The 17,640-nt window shown below is 72.0% G+C and carries 14 protein-coding genes; 5 read left to right on the top strand and 9 right to left on the bottom strand.

The window, feature by feature from the left end; translation table 11 throughout:
* Positions 1 to 175 precede the first annotated feature (175 nt).
* From STTU_RS04010 to STTU_RS04040, 7 genes are all read right to left on the bottom strand, one after another.
* Positions 176 to 1,180: a sugar phosphate isomerase/epimerase family protein gene (locus tag STTU_RS04010; protein WP_007820046.1), complete on the bottom strand. Its 1,005-nt coding sequence runs from the start codon at positions 1,178 to 1,180 to the stop codon at positions 176 to 178.
* A 13-nt stretch (positions 1,181 to 1,193) separates the two neighbouring features.
* Positions 1,194 to 2,414: a Gfo/Idh/MocA family protein gene (locus STTU_RS04015; RefSeq protein WP_007820047.1), complete on the bottom strand. Its 1,221-nt coding sequence runs from the start codon at positions 2,412 to 2,414 to the stop codon at positions 1,194 to 1,196.
* A gap of 77 nt (positions 2,415 to 2,491) precedes the next feature.
* Positions 2,492 to 3,532 carry a substrate-binding domain-containing protein gene (locus tag STTU_RS04020; protein WP_007820048.1) on the bottom strand — a complete coding sequence of 347 codons (1,041 nt, stop codon included), beginning with the start codon at positions 3,530 to 3,532 and terminating at the stop codon, positions 2,492 to 2,494.
* 110 nt (positions 3,533 to 3,642) lie between these two features.
* Complete coding sequence (locus STTU_RS04025) at positions 3,643 to 4,686, bottom strand: ABC transporter permease (protein WP_043254057.1); 1,044 nt, start codon at positions 4,684 to 4,686, stop codon at positions 3,643 to 3,645.
* Entirely contained in the window at positions 4,683 to 6,170 is a 1,488-nt protein-coding gene (locus STTU_RS04030; protein ID WP_029397398.1) for a sugar ABC transporter ATP-binding protein, read from the bottom strand. The genes STTU_RS04025 and STTU_RS04030 overlap by 4 nt, the downstream gene beginning before the upstream one ends.
* Before the next feature lie 396 nt (positions 6,171 to 6,566).
* Positions 6,567 to 7,748: an ROK family transcriptional regulator gene (locus STTU_RS04035; RefSeq protein ID WP_043254066.1), complete on the bottom strand. Its 1,182-nt coding sequence runs from the start codon at positions 7,746 to 7,748 to the stop codon at positions 6,567 to 6,569.
* Between the two features lie 264 nt (positions 7,749 to 8,012).
* Positions 8,013 to 8,960: a beta-ketoacyl-ACP synthase III gene (locus tag STTU_RS04040; protein ID WP_007820059.1), complete on the bottom strand. Its 948-nt coding sequence runs from the start codon at positions 8,958 to 8,960 to the stop codon at positions 8,013 to 8,015.
* Positions 8,961 to 9,231: 271 nt separating this feature from the next.
* Here STTU_RS04040 and STTU_RS04045 point away from each other — a divergent pair, with 271 nt between their 5' ends.
* The 4 genes from STTU_RS04045 to STTU_RS04060 all read left to right on the top strand — a co-directional run bounded on the left by STTU_RS04045 (position 9,232) and on the right by STTU_RS04060 (position 14,140).
* Entirely contained in the window at positions 9,232 to 9,876 is a 645-nt protein-coding gene (locus tag STTU_RS04045) for a TetR/AcrR family transcriptional regulator (RefSeq protein WP_234019139.1), read from the top strand.
* 108 nt (positions 9,877 to 9,984) lie between these two features.
* Positions 9,985 to 11,490: an MFS transporter gene (locus STTU_RS04050; protein WP_007820063.1), complete on the top strand. Its 1,506-nt coding sequence runs from the start codon at positions 9,985 to 9,987 to the stop codon at positions 11,488 to 11,490.
* 148 nt (positions 11,491 to 11,638) lie between these two features.
* A complete protein-coding gene (gene fdhD / locus STTU_RS04055; RefSeq protein WP_007820068.1) occupies positions 11,639 to 12,484 on the top strand; it encodes a formate dehydrogenase accessory sulfurtransferase FdhD in 846 nt (281 codons plus the stop codon).
* 96 nt (positions 12,485 to 12,580) lie between these two features.
* On the top strand, positions 12,581 to 14,140 hold the full coding sequence (locus STTU_RS04060; protein WP_007820071.1) for an ATP-binding protein: 1,560 nt from the start codon (positions 12,581 to 12,583) through the stop codon (positions 14,138 to 14,140).
* Positions 14,141 to 14,233: 93 nt separating this feature from the next.
* Here STTU_RS04060 and STTU_RS04065 read toward each other — a convergent pair whose 3' ends face one another.
* Both STTU_RS04065 and STTU_RS04070 read right to left on the bottom strand, forming a co-directional pair.
* Positions 14,234 to 15,475 carry an MFS transporter gene (locus STTU_RS04065; RefSeq protein ID WP_007820073.1) on the bottom strand — a complete coding sequence of 414 codons (1,242 nt, stop codon included), beginning with the start codon at positions 15,473 to 15,475 and terminating at the stop codon, positions 14,234 to 14,236.
* 78 nt (positions 15,476 to 15,553) lie between these two features.
* Entirely contained in the window at positions 15,554 to 16,561 is a 1,008-nt protein-coding gene (locus STTU_RS04070; RefSeq protein WP_043254071.1) for a bile acid:sodium symporter family protein, read from the bottom strand.
* Positions 16,562 to 16,700: 139 nt separating this feature from the next.
* Between STTU_RS04070 and STTU_RS04075 the strand changes: the two genes are divergently transcribed.
* A complete protein-coding gene (locus STTU_RS04075; RefSeq protein ID WP_043254073.1) occupies positions 16,701 to 17,564 on the top strand; it encodes a LysR substrate-binding domain-containing protein in 864 nt (287 codons plus the stop codon).
* Positions 17,565 to 17,640 lie beyond the last annotated feature (76 nt).

A 17,640-nucleotide genomic window follows, 5' to 3' on the forward strand; every position in this document is an offset into this window, starting at 1 on the left:
GGCATAGCCCTTGGACGCAGGCTAGTTCGTCTTTTTCCCGCCACAGGACAAAGACACGTGCGGGCAGCCCTGACCGGCCCGTGGCGGGTGGTGCCACGGGCCGGGCGGAACCGGGCGTACCGCCTCGGGACGCACCGGCCGGAAGGCAGGGGGTCCCCGAGCGGGTGCGCCGGGGTCAGTCCTTGGTGCTGAAGGCCGCGTCGAAGGACGCCGTGGGCCGCTCGTAGTCGTACGAGCGCATCCGGGCCAGCGCCTCGGGGGCGCCCTGGAGCCGGTCCATCCCGGCGTCCTCCCACTCGACCGAGATGGGCCCCTCGTAGCCGATGGAGCCCAGCATCCGGAAGACGTCCTCCCAGGGCACGTCGCCGCGCCCGGCGGAGACGAAGTCCCAGCCCCTGCGCGGGTCGCCCCAGGGCAGGTGCGAGCCCAGCCGGCCGTTGCGCCCGTCGAGGCGCTTGCGGGCCTCCTTGCAGTCCACGTGGTAGATCCGGTCGCGGAAGTCGTAGAGGAAGCCGACCGGGTCGAGGTCCTGCCACACGAAGTGGCTTGGGTCGAAGTTGAGACCGAAGGCCGGGCGGTGGTCGACGGCCTCCAGGGCGCGCACGGTCGTCCAGTAGTCGTACGCGATCTCGCTCGGGTGCACCTCGTGGGCGAAGCGCACGCCCTCCTGGTCGAAGACGTCCAGGATCGGGTTCCAGCGCGCGGCGAAGTCCTCGTACCCTCGGTCGATCATGCCGTCCGGGACGGGCGGGAACATCGCGACGAGGTGCCAGATCGAGGAGCCCGTGAAGCCGATGACGGTGTCCACGCCGAGTGCGGCGGCGGCCCGCGCGGTGTTCTTCATCTCCTCGGCCGCGCGCTGCCGCACGCCCTCGGGCTCGCCGTCGCCCCACACGCGGGCGGGCAGGATGTTCTGGTGCCGCTCGTCGATGGGGTGGTCGCACACGCCCTGCCCCGCCATGTGGTTCGAGACGGCGAAGACCTTGAGCCCGTACTTGTCGAGCAGCGCCTTGCGCGAGGCGATGTAGCCGGGGTCGTTCAGCGCCTTGTCGACCTCGAAGTGGTCGCCCCAGCAAGCGAGTTCGAGACCGTCGTAGCCGAAGTCCCGGGCCAGCTCGCAGACCTTCTCCAGGGGCAGGTCCGCCCACTGGCCGGTGAAGAGGGTGTAGTCACGTGACATGCGGGGCCCTTTCTCAGGAGGTCTGCTGCGGTACGGGGGTGTAGACCGAGTTCTTCGCGGCGCTCTCCTCCACGGCGGCGAGCACCCGCTGCACCTGGAGCCCGTCCTCGAAGGTGGGCACCGGCTGCTCGCCCGACGCGAGGGCGTGCACGAGATCACGCGCCTGGTGGACGAAGGTGTGCTCGTAGCCCAGGCCGTGGCCCGGCGGCCACCAGGCGTCCAGGTAGGGGTGTTCCGGCTCGGTGACGAGGATGCGGCGGAAGCCGCTCGTCGCGGCGGGCTCGGTGTGGTCGTGGAAGGACAGCTCGTTGAGCCGCTCCAGGTCGAAGGAGAGCGAGCCCTTGGAGCCGTTGAGTTCGAGCGTCAGCGCGTTCTTGCGCCCCGCGGCCACGCGCGTCGCCTCGAAAGAGGCGAGGGCGCCCGAGGCGGTGCGGCCGATGAAGAGGGCCGCGTCGTCCACCGTGACCGGGCCGAGCCGCCCGCCCGCGCCCGTGCTGCCGAGCCAGGCTCCGCTCCCCTCCGGTACGGGACGCTCGGTCGTGAAGGTCTCGGTGAGCGCGGAGACGCCGACGATCGGTTCGCCCGTGAGGTACTGCGCGAGGTCCACCACGTGCGCGCCGAGGTCGCCGAGCGCGCCCGAACCGGCCTTGCTCTTGTCCAGGCGCCAGGTGAGCGGGGAGGCGGGGTCGGTCAGCCAGTCCTGGAGGTAGGTGACGCGGACGTGCCGCAGCGTGCCGAGGCGACCCTCGGCGACGAGCTGCCGGGCGAAGGCCGCGGCGGGTACCCGGCGGTAGTTGAAGCCGACCATGGCGAGCTGTCCGCGCTCCCTGGCGGCGCGGGCCGCCTCGACCATCGCCTCGGCCTCGGCGACCGTGTTGGCGAGCGGCTTCTCGCACAGCACGTGCTTGCCGGCCTCCAGGGCCGCGACGGCGATCTCGGCGTGGCTGTCGCCGGGGGTGCAGATGTCGACGAGGTCGACGTCCTCGCGGGCGATCAGCGCCCGCCAGTCCGTCTCGGCCGCCGCCCAGCCGAGCTGCCGGGCCGCTCGGCCCACGGCCGCCCGGTCACGTCCGCACAGCGCGGCCAGCTCGGGCCGGAGCGGGAGCGCGAAGACCCGCCCCGCGGTGCGCCAGCCCTGGGAGTGGGCGGCGCCCATGAAGGCGTAGCCGACCATTCCCACGCCGAGGCGCGGCGGGCTCGTGGCCGACTCGTCCTCGTGCTCCGTAGTGCTCATGCGGTCTTTCCTCCTTGGCGAGATACGGGTGGGGGGTCGGCCCCCGCCGGGGTCGGCCCCCCTGCTGCCGCGCGGGCCTACTTGAAGCCGCTCGACAGGTACTGGTCGATGTTGTCCTTGTCGACCACGGCCGAGTACAGGCTCAGCTGGGTCGGGATCTCGGTCTCGGAGAGGCCGGAGATCCCCTTGCCCTGGCCGAGGGCGCGGGCGAGGTCGATCGCGGACGCCGCCATCGTCGGCGGGTAGAGGACGGTGGCCTTGAGCACGCCGTCGTCCGCCTTGATGTGGTCCATCGCGGAACGGGCACCGGCGCCGCCGACCATGATGAAGCCGTCGCGCCCCGCCTGCTCGATGGCCTGGAGGGCACCGACGCCCTGGTCGTCGTCGTGGTTCCAGCAGGCGTCGAAGGACTTCTGCGCCTGGAGGAGCTGGGCCATCTTGGCCTGGCCCGACTCGACGGTGAACTCGGCGGCCTGGCGGGCGACCTTCCGGATGTTCGGGTAGTTCTTCAGGGCGTCGTCGAAGCCCTTGGTGCGCTGCCGGGTCAGCTCCAGGCTGTCGGTGCCCGCGAGTTCGATGACCTTCGCGTTCTTCTTGTCCTTGAGCTGCTCGCCGATCCAGTGCCCGGCGTTGAGCCCCATCCCGTAGTTGTCGCCGCCGACCCAGCAGCGGTACGCCTGCGGGGTGTCGAAGATGCGGTCGAGGTTGACGACGGGGATTCCGGCGCGCATCGCCTTGAGCCCGGCCTGCGTGAGGGCCTTGCCGTCGGCGGGGAGGATGACGAGGACGTCGACCTTCTTGTTGATGAGGGTGTCGATCTGGCCGATCTGGGTGGCCGTGTCGTTGGAGCCCTCGGTCTTCTCGAAGGTGATGTCGGAGTACTTCTTCGCCCGCTGGTCGGCCTGGACGTTGATGGCGTTGAGCCAGCCGTGGTCGGCCTGGGGCCCCGCGAAGCCGATCGTGACGTGCTTGCCCGACTCCTCGGCCGCCGGGGCCGCGTCGGTCTTCTCCTCCTTGGCCTCGGCCGGCTCGTTGCTGGTGCAGGCGGCGAGCAGCGCGGTCGCGCCGACCGCGGCACCGCCGAAGAGGAGTCCTCTGCGGCTCGTGGCGTGTGACATGGCGGTGACCCTTCCCGTAGGGCGTGTACTGCGCGGGTGGTGGGGTGGTGCGGGACGGTGCGGGGAGTACGCGGTGGGGGGTGGGGGTGGGGCGGCCCGGTTCCTCGGGGTCAGGTGTCGCGTGCGTCGCGGCGCTGGACGAGGACGGCGATGACGATGATGGCGCCCTTGGCGATCTGCTGGACGTCCGTCTGGAGGTTGTTGAGCGCGAAGATGTTGTTGATCGTGGTGAAGATCAGCACGCCGAGCACGGAGCCGACGATCGTGCCGCGCCCGCCGCTGAGCAGGGTGCCGCCGATGATCGCGGCGGCGATCGCGTCGAGTTCGTACAGGTTGCCGTTGGTGCTCTGGCCCGAGCCCACCAGGACGACGAGCAGGAAGGCCGCGATGCCGCAGCACAGTCCGGAGAGCAGGTACAGGTAGAGGCGCTGGCGGCGGACGTCGATCCCGGCGAGGCGGGCCGCCTCGGGGTTGGAGCCGACCGCGACGCTGCGCCGCCCGAAGGTGGTGCGGTTCAGCAGGAGCCAGCCGACGATCACGACGGCGAGGAAGACGATGACGAGCGGCGGGATGCCGAGCACGTAGTTCTCGCGGCGCCCGAGGTCGAGCACGGACTTCACGGAGACGATCTGCGTCTGGCCGTCGGTGATCTGGAGCGCGAGCCCGCGTGCCGAGGCGAGCATCGCGAGCGTCGCGATGAACGGGACGAGCCGCCCGTACGCGACGAGGACCCCGTTGATGAGCCCGCAGGCGAGCCCGACGAGGAGCGCGGTGAACAGGATGCCCCAGAATCCGTACTCCTGCGTCGCGACGGTCGTCGCCCACACCGAGGCGAGGGCGACGATCGCGCCGACCGAGAGGTCGATGCCGCCGGAGATGATGACGAAGGTGACACCGACCACGACGACCCCGATGACCGAGGACTGGGTCAGGATCAGCTGGAGGTTCGAGGTCGCGATGAACTGGTCCGGCTTGGTGATCGCGCCGACGAGGGCGAGCGCCGCGAGGACACCGACGAGGGTGAGCGTGCGCCCGTCCCAGCGGACCAGGCGCTTGGCGGGGACGGTCTTCGGGGACGCCTTCGGGGACGCCTCGGGCGGTGCGGCGGTGGTTCCCGCTCCGTCTTCGCGCGCGGGTGAGGCGGGCTGCGTCATGACGTCGGGCTCCCTTCCATGACGAGGTCGAGTACGCGGGATTCGTCGAGCTCCTGGGCGGGCGCCGTGTGCACCACGGTGCCTTCGCGCAGGACGAGGACACGGTCGGCGAGCCCCAGGACCTCGGGGACCTCGCTGGAGACGAGCAGGACGGCGAGACCGTCGTCGGCGAGCCTGCGGATGACGGCGTACAGCTCGGCGCGCGCGCCGACGTCGACGCCGCGCGTCGGCTCGTCGAGCAGCAGCACCTTGCAGCCGCGCAGCAACCACCGTGCCAGGACGGCCTTTTGCTGGTTGCCGCCGGAGAGTGTGCGCACCTGCGCGTCGGGGTTGTCGGGGCGCAGCGACAGTTCGCGGGTGGCCGCGCGGGCCGCCGCGCGTTCCTTGCCGCGCTCGACCCAGCCGGCCTTCGAGAAGCGCGAGAGCGTCGAGATCGAGACGTTGCGCGTGACGGATTCGAGGCCGAGGAGGGCCTGCGCCTTGCGTTCCTCGGGCGCGAGCCCGATCCCGGCGCGGACGGCGGAGCGCACGCTGCCGGGGCGCAGGGCCTGGCCGTCGACGGTGACGGTCCCGCTGGTGGGCTTGCGCGCCCCGTACACCGTCTCCAGGATCTCCGAGCGTCCCGAGCCGACGAGGCCCGCGAGGCCGACGATCTCACCGGCCCGCACCTCGAAGTCGACGGGCGCGAACTCCCCTTCCCTGCCGAGGTTTTCCACCTTGAGCACGGTGGCGCCGGGCTGCTCGGTGGGGCGTGCGGGGAAGACGTACTCGACCTTGCGGCCCGTCATGAGCGAGACGACCTCGCTCGTGGGCGTGGACTCGGCGGGCAGTCCGCCCGCGACCGCGCGGCCGTCCTTGAGGACGGTGACCCGGTCGCCGATGCGGCGGATCTCCTCCAGGCGGTGCGAGATGTAGACGACGGCGACGCCGTCGGAGGTGAGGTCCGCGACGATGCGGAAGAGGTTCTCGACCTCGTCCGGGTCGAGGGCCGCGGAGGGCTCGTCCATGACGATGAGCCGTACGTCGTGCGAGAGCGCGCGGGCCATCGAGACGATCTGCTGGTGCGCGGCGGAGAGCTTGCCGACGAGGACGCCGGGGTCGATCTCGGGGTGGCCGAGGCGGGCGAGGAGTGCGCTCGCCTCGGCGCGGGCGGACCCGGGGCGCACCACGAAACCGGCGCTGGTGCGCTCGTGGCCGAGGAAGACGTTCTCGGCGACCGAGAGGTGCTCGACGAGGTCGAGTTCCTGGTAGATCGTCGCGATTCCCAGTGCCATGGCGGCACTTGGCGACCTGAGGGTCACTTCCTCGCCGCGCCAGACGATGGTGCCCTCGTCGGGCTGGTGGGCGCCCGCGAGCACCTTGATGAGGGTGGACTTCCCGGCGCCGTTCTGGCCGAGCAGGCAGTGCACCTCCCCCGGGCGCACGTCGAGGTCGACGCCGTCGAGCGCGCGGACGCCGGGAAAGGCTTTGGTGATGCCGGTCATCGTGAGGAGGCTCGCCTGCGGCGGGCTCTCCCCGGACGGGTGGTGCGCTGGTGCCATAGCGAGGATCCCCTCGGGAATACGGGTGCGCTGTGGGCGTGGCGTGGTGCGGGGTGCCGCGTGCGGGGTGCCCCCGGCCCCATGGGGCCGGAGTGTCCCCCGCCCGTTGCGCGGGGTGTGGGGTGTCCCCCACCCGTTGCGCGGGGCTCCGCCCCACGACCCCGCTCGTCAAGCGCCGGAGGGGGCTGACTTGGCGGTGCGGGTGGCTTCGCGGGTGCGGCGGATTCCGGGTGCGGCTGTTTTCGGGCGTGACGGAGTGCGGCGCGGCTCGTGCGGTGGTGCGGCTCGTGCGGTGGTGCGGGGTGGCGCTGTACCTGAGAGGTGCCGGCCCTTTCGGGGTCAGGCCGGGGAGAAGAGGTGGTCGCTGATGAGGCGGGCGCCGCCGATGACTCCGGAGGCCGGGCCCAGCTCACCGAGGACGATGGGCAGGTTGCCCGTGGCGAGGGGCAGGGACTGGCGGTAGACCTGGGTCCTGATGGCGGCGAGCAGGGTGTGGCCGAGGCCCGTGACCCCGCCGCCGATCACCACGAGTCCCGGGTTGAAGAAGCTGACGAGCGAGGCGATCACCTGTCCGGTGCGGTTGCCCCCGGAGCGGATGAGGTCGAGGGCCGCGGGATCGCCCGCCGCCGCTGCCGCCGCCACGTCGGCCGCGTTGAGCGTGCCCTGCGCGCCGAGGCGTTCGGCGAGCACGGGCGAGCGGCCCTCGCGGGCCGCGTCCTGCGCGTCGCGGGCGAGCGCCGCACCGCTGAAGTGGGCTTCCAGGCAGCCCCTGTTGCCGCAGGCGCAGGACCTGCCCTCGGGCTCCACCTGGATGTGTCCTATGTCGCCCGCGCTGCCCGTGGTGCCCCGGTAGACCTCGCCGCCGACGACGATGCCGCAGCCGATGCCGGTGCCGATCTTGACGCACAGGAAGTCGCCTGCCGAGCGGGCGACTCCTGCGTGCTGCTCGCCGAGCGCCATGAGGTTCACGTCGTTGTCGACCATGACGGGGCAGCCGAGTTCCTGGCTCAGGACCTCGCGGACGGGGTAGCCGTCCCAGCCGGGCATGATCGGAGGCGCCACGGGAACGCCCTCGGGGAAGCGGACCGGTCCCGGGACGCCGATACCGGCGCCGTCGAAGCCGTCCGCGAAGCCCGATGCCCGCAACTTCGCCGCCATGGCGAGGACTTGCTCGAAGACCGCGACCGGTCCCTCGCGGACGTCCATGGGGTGCGTGATGTGCCCCAGGATCTCCAGCTCGGCGTTGGTCACGGCGACGTCGATCGAGGTGGCCCCGATGTCCACGCCGAGGAAACGGAGTCCGGGCGCGAGCCGGATGTTGTGCGAGCGACGGCCGCCGCGGGACGCGGCGAGCCCGTCGGCCACGACGAGCCCGGTCTCCAGGAGCCGGTCCACCTCGACGGCCAGCTTGGACCGCGAGAGGTCGACCTGGTCACCGAGCTGGGCGCGGGAGTTGGGGCCCCCGTCGCGCAGCAGTCGCAGCAACCGGGCCTGATGCGTGTTGGCGGGTCGTGCTGTCATGCGTCTCACGCGCCCCTCCCCGCCTCACCGGCTGTCCGATTCCCTCGCCGCCGCCCGCCGCCGCGGCCCGCTTGCGGCGGGTCGTGGCGTTCTCGCGCTCACGGGCGTTCGCGCTTTCGACGTGGAACGTAGCAGTGGGCTACCGGAAGGGGAAGGACTTGCGCGGGAATTGGCCCCTACTTTCTCCCGCCTCAGGACAAAGGAGCGGGCGGCGTGGGTCAATGAGCGCGCGGGGCGGGCGAATCACCCCGGTGGGAGGGGGTTTCAGGGGCAGCGGACGACCTGACCCCCGTACGAGAGGTTTCCGCCGAAGCCGAAGAGGAGGACGGGGTCGCCGCTGCTCAGCTCGCCGCGCTCGACGAGCTTGGAGAAGGCGAGCGGGATGCTCGCGGCCGAGGTGTTGCCGGAGTCCACGACGTCCTTGGCGATCACGGCGTTGACGGCGCCGAGGCGGCGCACGACGGGTTCCACGATGCGCAGGTTGGCCTGGTGGAGCACGACGCCCGCGAGGTCCTCGGGGGTGAGCCCGGCGCGCTCGCAGACCTGCCGGGCGATGGCGGGCAGCTGGGTGGTGGCCCAGCGGTAGACGGTCTGCCCCTCCTGCGCGAAGCGCGCCGGGGTGCCCTCGATACGTACCGCGTTGCCCATCGCCGGGTTCGAGCCCCACAGCACCGGGCCGATCCCCGGCTCCTCGCCCGGCGCGGTCGCCTCGACGACGGCGGCGCCCGCTCCGTCGCCGACGAGGACGCAGGAGCTGCGGTCGGTCCAGTCGGTGACGGCGGACATCTTGTCGGCGCCGATGACAAGGGCCTGCCGGGCGCTGCCCGCGCGGACGGTGGCGTCGGCGAGGGCGAGGGCGTGCGTGAAGCCCGCGCAGACGACGTTGACGTCGAGCACGGCGGGTGAGGGCATCCCGAGGCGCGCGGCGACGCGGGCGGCGGTGTTGGGCGAGCGGTCGACGGCCGTGGAGGTCGCGACGAGGACCATGTCGACGGCGCCGGGGGTGAGCCCGGCGGCGGCGAGCGCCTTCGCGCCCGCGTAGGCGGCCAGCTCGTCGACCGGTTCGTCGTCACCCGCGATGTGCCTGGTCCTGATGCCGACGCGGGACGTGATCCACGCGTCGTTGGTGTCGACCATGCCGGCAAGGTCCTCGTTGGTGAGCACCCGGCCGGGCTGGTAGTGACCGAGCGCGACGATCCGTGAACCGTTCATGGGGGTCTTGCCCTCCGTAGCCGTGTTCCGTAGCCGTGAGACGGATTGTTCCAGCGTGATCACTTACCGACGGGTACGGAGGTGGGTAAAGCGACAGGATTCGGGCGACGGGCTTGGAGAGTTCACCCAGAACCACGGGACACCAGGGGCGTGCGGGGTGAAAGAGGGGCGCGAAGGAGTGCGGAAACGCTCCCGCGCGGGACCGGCGGGGCCACTTTGGAAACGTTTGCGTTTTTCCCGGCGGGCGGGCTACCGTGACGTCCGTAAAAACGTGAGCGTTTCTTTTCCGGGGGTCGTGGTGAGCGAGGAGTCGGGGGACGGCGCGCGCCCGGCCGGGGCGCGTCCGCCCGTGCGGCGTCCCCGGCTCACCCCGGAGCGGGAGGACGAGTTCCTCTCGGCCGCCCTCGCCGTCGTACGGGAGACGGGGTACGAGGCGCTGACCATGGAAGGCGTCGCGGCCCGCGCCCAGTGCGGCAAGGCGACGCTCTACCGGCTCTACCGCACCAAGCAGCACCTCGTGGCCACGGCGCTCTCGCGCACCCGGCCCGCGCGCGGGCTGCCGCTCGACACGGGCTCGCTCCGGGGCGATCTGCTCGCCGCCGCCCGGCGGGCGTCCTCCGAGTTCGAGGACTCGACGACGCTCGTCTGGGCGGTCGCGCACGCCTCCATCGAGGACCGGGCCCTGCACGACGCGCTGCGGCTCGCCTTCATCGACCCGGAGACGGCCGAGCTGACCGCCGCCGTGGACCGCGCCGTCGCGCGCGGGGAGCTGTCGCACCGCCCGGCCGCCGCGCGGCAGCTCAGCGGGCTCCTCTTCGGTGCCGCGCTCGTGCACAGCCTCGACGGCCGGACCGGCCCCTCGGGACTCGAGGCCCTCGTGGAGGACGTCCTCCTCCCGGCGCTGCTGCACAGCTGACCGGTCCGGGCGGCCGGAGGAGTCCGCCCGTGCCCGGCCGCTCCCTCCTGTTCCCCTCCCACCCGCGAGAGCCCCGCTCCTCCCCTCTCCCACGCAAGGAAGTACCGCATGTCCTCGCCCGCAACCGGCGCTCCGGCACGTCCCGGAACCGCCGGAACCGCCTCCGGGCCCGTGCCGCACCGCTGGCTGATCATGGTCTTCATCGCCGTGGCCCAGCTGATGGTGGTCCTCGACGCGACGATCGTGAACATCGCGCTGCCCACCGCGCAGCGCGACCTCGGCTTCTCCGACGCCGACCGGCAGTGGGTCGTCACGGCCTACTCGCTCGCCTTCGGCTCGCTGCTGCTCCTCGGTGGCCGCGTCGCCGACCTCTTCGGCCGCAAGAACGCCTTCCTCATAGGTCTCGTCGGCTTCGCGCTCGCCTCCGCGCTCGGCGGTGCCGCCGGGAGCTTCGAGGTCCTGATCGTCGCGCGCGCCGTGCAGGGCCTCTTCGGCGCCCTGCTCGCGCCCGCCGCCCTCTCGCTGCTCACGACGACCTTCACCGACCCGGCCGAGCGCGGCCGGGCCTTCGGCATCTTCGGCGCGGTCGCCGGGTCCGGCGCGGCCCTCGGGCTGCTCCTCGGCGGCATCCTGACCGAGCACCTCAACTGGCGCTGGACCCTGTACGTCAACATCGCCTTCGCGGCGATCGCCTTCGTCGGCGGCCTGCTCCTGCTGCGCCGTACCGCCCGCGACCGCACGAAGAAGCTCGACGTGCCGGGGACGCTGCTCGCGAGCGCGGGGCTCTTCTGCCTCGTCTACGGCTTCGCGAACGCCGAGACGCACACGTGGTCGTCGGTCAGCACCTGGGGCTTCCTCGTCGCGAGCGCCCTCCTGCTCGCCGCCTTCTGCTTCTGGCAGACGCGCACCGCCCACCCGCTGCTGCCGCTGCGCATCCTGCTGCACCGCGACCGGGGCGCCGCCTACACCGCGATGCTCGTCGCGGGCGCGTCGATCTTCGGCATCAGCCTCTTCCTGACGTACTACCTCCAGCAGGTCCTGGGGCTGTCCCCGGTGCGGACCGGGCTCGCGTTCCTGCCGATGAGCGGCGCCATCATGGTCACGGCGACGACGGGCGCGAGCGTCCTGCTCCCCCGCTTCGGGCCGAAGCTCGTGGTGAGCGCCGGGATGCTGCTCGGCGGGATCGGCGCGCTGTGGCTCTCGCGGCTGGACGTGGACAGCTCGTACGCGGGCCACGTGCTGCCGCCGCTCGTCATCGCGGGGCTCGGCATGGGTGCCGTGATGGCGACCGCGATGAGCCAGGCCACGGCGGGAGTCGCGCACAGCGACGCGGGCGCGGCGGGCGCGCTCGTCAACACCATGCAGCAGGTCGGCGGTTCGCTCGGCACGGCGCTGCTCAACACGATCGTCGCGAGCGGCGCTGCCGACTACCTCGCCGCCCACGACGCGCGCGACCCGAAGGCGCGGCTCGCCGCCGGGGTGCACGGCTACTCCGACGCGTACGTGTGGACGGCGGTCTTCTTCGCCGTGGGCCTCGTCGCCGCCGGTCTCCTCTTCCGCCGCCGACGCGCGCACCGCGCCGAGCAGCACGCGGCGGCGGTGGTCCACATGTGAGGACACGGGGAGCGGGCCGCCGCCGAGCGGCCCCCTCCCCGTATCGTCCCCACGAGGGCCGTGGCACGCTCGTACCGACGTGCCACCGCACGCATGGGGCGGGCGGGGGCCGCGGCGCACGGGTACGGACGGAAAGGGCGGGCCGCTCATGGGACGCGTGACGGAACGGCGGCGGGTCACCCGCGTACGGGCGGGCGTCGTCTCGGCGCGCCCCGACACGCTCGTCGCCGAGGAACCCCTCGAAATCCGCCTCGCGGGCAAACCGCTCGCCATCACGATGCGCACCCCCGGCGACGACTTCGCGCTCGCCGCCGGTTTCCTCGTGAGCGAGGGCGTCCTCGCCTCCGCCGACGACGTGCGCTCGATCGTGTACTGCGCCGGGGCGACCGACGACGGCTCGAACACGTACAACGTCGTGGACGTGCGGCTCGCCGACGGAGTGGCCCTCCCCGACTTCACCCTGGAACGGAACGTCTACACGTCCTCGTCGTGCGGCCTGTGCGGAAAGGCGAGCCTGGACGCGGTCCGGACGACGACCCGCCACCCCCTCGCCGACACCCCGCCCCTGCGCCTCTCCCCCGCTCTCCTCTCCGCCCTCCCCGACCGCCTCCGCGCCGCGCAGCGCGTCTTCGACCGCACGGGCGGCCTCCACGCGGCGGCGCTCTTCTCCGAGACGGGTGAACTCCTCGACATCCGCGAGGACGTGGGCCGCCACAACGCGGTCGACAAACTCGTGGGCCGCGCCCTCACCGACGCCCGCCTCCCCCTGAGCCGCGCGATCCTCCTGGTCTCGGGCCGCGCCTCCTTCGAACTCGCCCAGAAGGCGGCCATGGCGGGCATCCCGGTCCTGGCCGCCGTCTCGGCCCCCTCCTCCCTGGCGGTGGACCTGGCGGCGGAGACGGGAATGACGCTGGTGGGGTTCCTGCGGGGGGAGTCGATGAACGTGTACGCGGGAGAGGAACGGCTGGTGCTGGAGGGGGCGGAGGTCAGCTGACGGGATCGGGCGGTCATTCTGCAGGCAAAGCGGCAATGTGACTCCATGGCATGACTCGACTACCCTGTGTGCGGCACTCATGACACGGGGGATAGCTTGCTGCACCGAGACAACCTGCAGTCCTTCAAGGCGGCCTTGTCCGCCGCGCTGAGGACGACCAACCAAGCCGACGACGCCTTGAGCGACCGTTTCGTGGAGCTCCGTCCGGGCACCGTGGCCACCCTCGAATCAGCGGTCAACCACCTCATCACCGGCCGGCGGGGAGTGGGCAAATCCACCACGCTCGCCGTCCTCCAGCGCCGCGCGGAGGAGCGTGGCGCCCGGGTCATCTTCGTCGACGTGGAGACCCACAAGGCCCGTTCCTATCCCGACGTACTCATCGAGATCATCATCGACATCCTCCAAGCGATCGAGCCCAAGGGGTGGAGGAAGCCACAGCGGGAGCTTCGCACGAGAGTGAAACAGCTCCTCACCATCCTTTACGCTCTCCGCGACACGGGGGCCGAGGTCACCCGGAGCATGGAGTGCGACGAGGCCCAATCGAACGACCTCGAAGTAAGCCTTCGGGGCAGCGTGGCCAGGCGGTACGCGCGCTTGAGCACATCGGCCGCGGCCTCGCGGTCCAGGCGGACGAAGACTTCGGAAAGCTCTACACAGACACGCCGCAAGGAGGATTTTCTCCGCGACCTCGCTCCCGCCATCGCGCAAGCCCTGGAAAAGGCGGCAAATCTTGACGGCCGGAAGTCACTCCTGGTGGTACTCGACGACTTCTACTTCATCGCGAAGAACAAACAGCCGCTCGTTCTGGATCACCTCCACGGCGTCACGAAGCGAAGCAATGTGTGGCTCAAAATTGGCAGCGTACATTCACGGACGCAGTCGTTCTCGGATGGTGACCCGCCACTCGGCATGCAGCCACCCCATGATCTTCAGCATCTCTCGCTGGACGTGGGCCTGACTGATTTCGCGACGGCGCAGACCTTCCTGGAGGAGGTGGCGAACGGCGTGCTCGCGCCTACCGAGTTCAAGATCCGTGACGTTCTCACGCCAACAGCTCGCGAGCGCGCGGTATTGATCGCGGGTGGCGCTGTGGCCCGCGATTACTTCGACCTGCTCATTGCGGCGGCTGACGCGGGGTGGGAATCCTCGCAGCGGGGCGAAGGGAGCGACCAGCCATTCGCCATCAGCGCGGAGAACGTCCAATCGGCAGCCGGTCTGCGCCTCCAGCGCAAGCAGACCGATCTGCGTAACGACGCCGGGCGGGATGCCCCCGCCCTCGAAGCCCGGTTCGACGACCTGGTGCGATTTGTTCGCGATCGCGACACCTTCTTTTTCCTCGTGCGCCGTGAATACATGGACACCGACTGGGGGCGGGAGATCGTAGAACTTGAGGATCTGCGTTTCGTTCATCGCATCATGACCACAAGGCCCAACACCTCGACATGGCGCGGAGTGGAGGCCGTGGTCTTCATGGTGGATTTCGCCGCTTTGGTCTCGAAGCGCATGCGAAAAGCACCCGTGGAGTTCTGGAAGGCGGGTAGGTCCGACGAGCTCAGACGCGCCGAGTGGGTTTATGATCCGAAATGGTCAGAAACCCCGAAGAAGAGCAAGAAGCGTCAGGTGAAGCCGACCGCCGAGGAGCTGCCCTTCGGCTGAATCCCCCGTAAGCGGGAGCCGAAAAGGGGCCCTCCATTCGGGCAGCCCAGAGTCCTCGAAAGCAGCGGCTCCAGCAGGGCCATCTCCTCTCTGTCAGCGCGTTCGCTCCCCCCGCTTCCCGAGCTTCACCGGCTCCGGGCCCGGGCCCGGAGCCGCCAGCTCCGCGCGCGGTGCCGTCGCCGGGGAGATCGCTGCCGCGAGGAGCATCAGGGCCAGGACCGGGAGCATTGCCGCGCGAAGGCCGTTGTGGTCGCCCAGGAAGCCGAGGCACGGGGGGCCCGCCAGGAGGGCCACGTAGCCGATGCGGGAGGTCAGGGCTACGCGGGCCGCCGTGTCCGGGCCCGATTCGCCCGCCGCTGAGAGGGCCAGCGGGAAGCCCAGGGAGGTGCCGAGGCCCCACAGGAGGACCGCGCAGCCCGCCGTCGCCGGGTTGTCGACGAAGGAGACCAGGGCGATGCCCAGCGCCGTGAGGAGTGCTCCGGCGCCCAGGACCGTCGCGCGGCCGAAGCGCGTGACCACCGGGCCCCCGGCGAAGCGGCCCGCCGCCATCGTCGCCGCGAAACCGGTGTAGACGAGCGAGCCGAGCCCCGCGGGCATGTCGTGGCCGTCGACCATCAGGAGCGGGAGCCAGTCCGTCGCCGCCCCCTCCGCGAGGGTCACGCCGAAGACCACGCCGCCGATCAGGAGCAGTCGCGGGTCGAGGTGGAGGCGCCGTTCCCGTACCGTCCCGGCCTCGTCCGTGCTCGTGGCGCCGATGCCGGGTCGCAGGCCCGGGATCGCGTACGCGAAGAGGCCGAGCACGAGGAGCAGGACGAGGGCCAGGTGCCACGGCACGGGGAAGCCGACCGCCGCCCCCACCACACCGAGGCCCGCGCCCACCACCGTGCCGAGGCTGTAGCAGCCGTGCATCGCGGGCAGGACCGGGCGCCCCATCTGCCGCTCGACGTGGACGCCCGCGACGTTGCTGGCCACCTCCGAGAGCCCCACCCCCGCGCCGATGAGCAGGAGGCCGCACGCCACGAGGAGCGCCGCCGACAGCCCCGTACCGAGCGCCACCACCCCGACGCCCGCCAGCACGAGCGTCATGCCCGCGATGACGACGGGACGGGTCGCGAAGCGGGCCACGAGGCCGCCCGCCGCCAGGATGCCGAGCATCGAGCCGATCGACATGCCGAAGAGCACGAGTCCCATCTCGGCGGTCGAGGCGCCGAGGCCGTCGCGTACGTCGGGGGTGCGGGTGACCCACGTGGCGAGCGAGACGCCGGGTATCGCGAAGCACAGGTTGAGGGCGACGCGGTGGCGGCGGACCAGCGGGTCCACGGGCGCGGAATCCATGGCGTGCGGGTCTCCGGAGGGCGGCGCGGCGGGGGACGTACTCCCGCACCCTACGCAGCCCCGGCCGCTCCCCCTCGTTCAGCCCCCGCCGCTCCCCGTCACGGCCGCCACCTCGGCGCTCTCCGCCGGAGCCGTCTCCGCCGCGCGCCTGCGGGCGATCACCGCGCACACCATGAGCTGCATCTGGTGGAACACCATCAGCGGCAGCACCGCGAGCGAGGCGTGGGCGCCGAAGAGGACGCTCGCCATGGGCAACCCCGAGGCGAGGGACTTCTTCGAGCCCGCGAACTGGATCGCGACGCGGTCGGCGCGGGGGAAGCCGAGCCGCCCGGCGCCCCACCACGTGAGGCCGAGCATCGCGGCGAGGAGGACCGCCTCGGCGAGGAGCAGGGCGAGGAGGCGCGGCACGGTGACCTGGTGCCAGATGCCCCGCACCATGCCCTCGCTGAACGCCGTGTAGACGACGAGGAGGATCGAGCCCCGGTCCACGTACCCGAGCACCTTCTTGTGCCGGGTCAGGAAGCCGCCGACCCAGCGGCGCAGGAACTGGCCGGCGAGGAACGGCAGGAGGAGCTGGACGACGATCTTGCCGAGCGAGGCCGCCGAGAAGCCGCCGCCGCTGTCGCCGAGGAGCGCGGCGGCGAGCAGGGGTGTGAGGACGATGCCGAAGAGCGAGGAGAAGGAGCCCGCGCAGATCGCGGCGGGCACGTTCCCGCGCGCGAGCGAGGTGAAGGCGATCGAGGACTGGATCGTGGAGGGCACGAGGGTGAGGAAGAGGAAGCCCGTGAAGAGGTCGGGGCTCAGCAGCCAGGGGCGCAGTGCGTAGGCGGCGAGGCCGAGCAGCGGGAAGACGACGAACGTCGCGGCGAGGACGGTGACGTGCAGCCGCCAGTGCCGCAGCCCGTCGAGCGCCTCGGCGGTGGACAGGCGCGCCCCGTACAGGAAGAAGAGCAGTGCCACGGCGGCCGTCGACGCCCCCGATACGCCGCTCGCGGCGCCGCCGCGCGCGGGGAGCAGCGCGGCGAGCAGGACGGTGCCGAGGAGCGACAGGATGTACGGGTCCAGCGGGAGCCGGAGGCGTTTCATGGCGGAGGCCGTCCTCGGGGTGTACGGGGAAGGATGGGGGCGCCATCGATCGTGCCGCACCCGGCCGCTGATCGGGAACCCCGTACACCACTCTGACTGTTATCGCGCCCGACGATGACCGTGACTACACTCCCCCACCGTGTACGAGCCCTCCCACCTGCGCACCTTCCTCACCGTGGCGCAGACGCTCAGCTTCACGCGGGCCGCGCAGCGGCTCGGGGTGCGGCAGTCGACGGTGAGCCAGCACGTGCGGCGCCTGGAGGAGCAGACCGGGAGGCCGCTCTTCGTCCGGGACACGCACTCGGTCGCGCTCACCGAGGACGGCGAGGCGATGCTCGGCTTCGCGCGGCGCCTCCTCGCGGTGCAGGAGCAGGCGGCGGCGCACTTCGCGGGGACGCGGCTGCGCGGGCGACTGCGCTTCGGGGCCTCCGAGGACTTCGTGCTGACGCGGCTCCCGGAGATCCTGGAGTCCTTCCGGCGGGCGCACCCGGAAGTGGACCTGGAGCTGACCGTGGAGCTGTCGGGGACGCTCCACGAGCGGCTCGCCGAGGGGCGTCTCGATCTCGTGCTCGCCAAGCGGCGGGCCGAGGAGACGCACGGGGTGCTGGTGTGGCGCGACACGCTCGTGTGGGTCGCGGGCGAGCGGCTGCGGCTCGACCCGGAGCGACCGCTCCCGCTCATCGTGTACCCGCCGCCCGGCATCACCCGCGATCGGGCGCTGCGCGTCCTGGAGCGCGAGGGCCGCGCGTACCGCGTCGCGTGCACGAGCGGGAGCCTCAACGGGCTCGTCGCGGCGGCCCGCGCGGGCCTCGGGGTCATGCCGCACGCGCGGGGCCTGATCCCGCCGGGCCTCGTCCGGGTGCCCGAGCGGGCGGGGCTCCCCGCGCTGGGCGACGTCGATTTCGTCCTGGTCCACGACGACCGGCGCGCGGAGGCCCGGGAGCCGGGGCGGGCCCTCGCGGAGGCGATCCTGGCGAGCGGGGACCGGCTGCACGGGGGGTGAGAAGGGGCGGGGCGCGCAAGGCGACCGGGCTGGGCGGACGGAGTGACCGGACCGGCGGAGCGACCGAGCCGGGCGG

It is taken from the genome of Streptomyces sp. Tu6071, from assembly GCF_000213055.1.
In the GTDB taxonomy this organism is placed as follows: Bacteria; Actinomycetota; Actinomycetes; order Streptomycetales; family Streptomycetaceae; genus Streptomyces; species Streptomyces evansiae.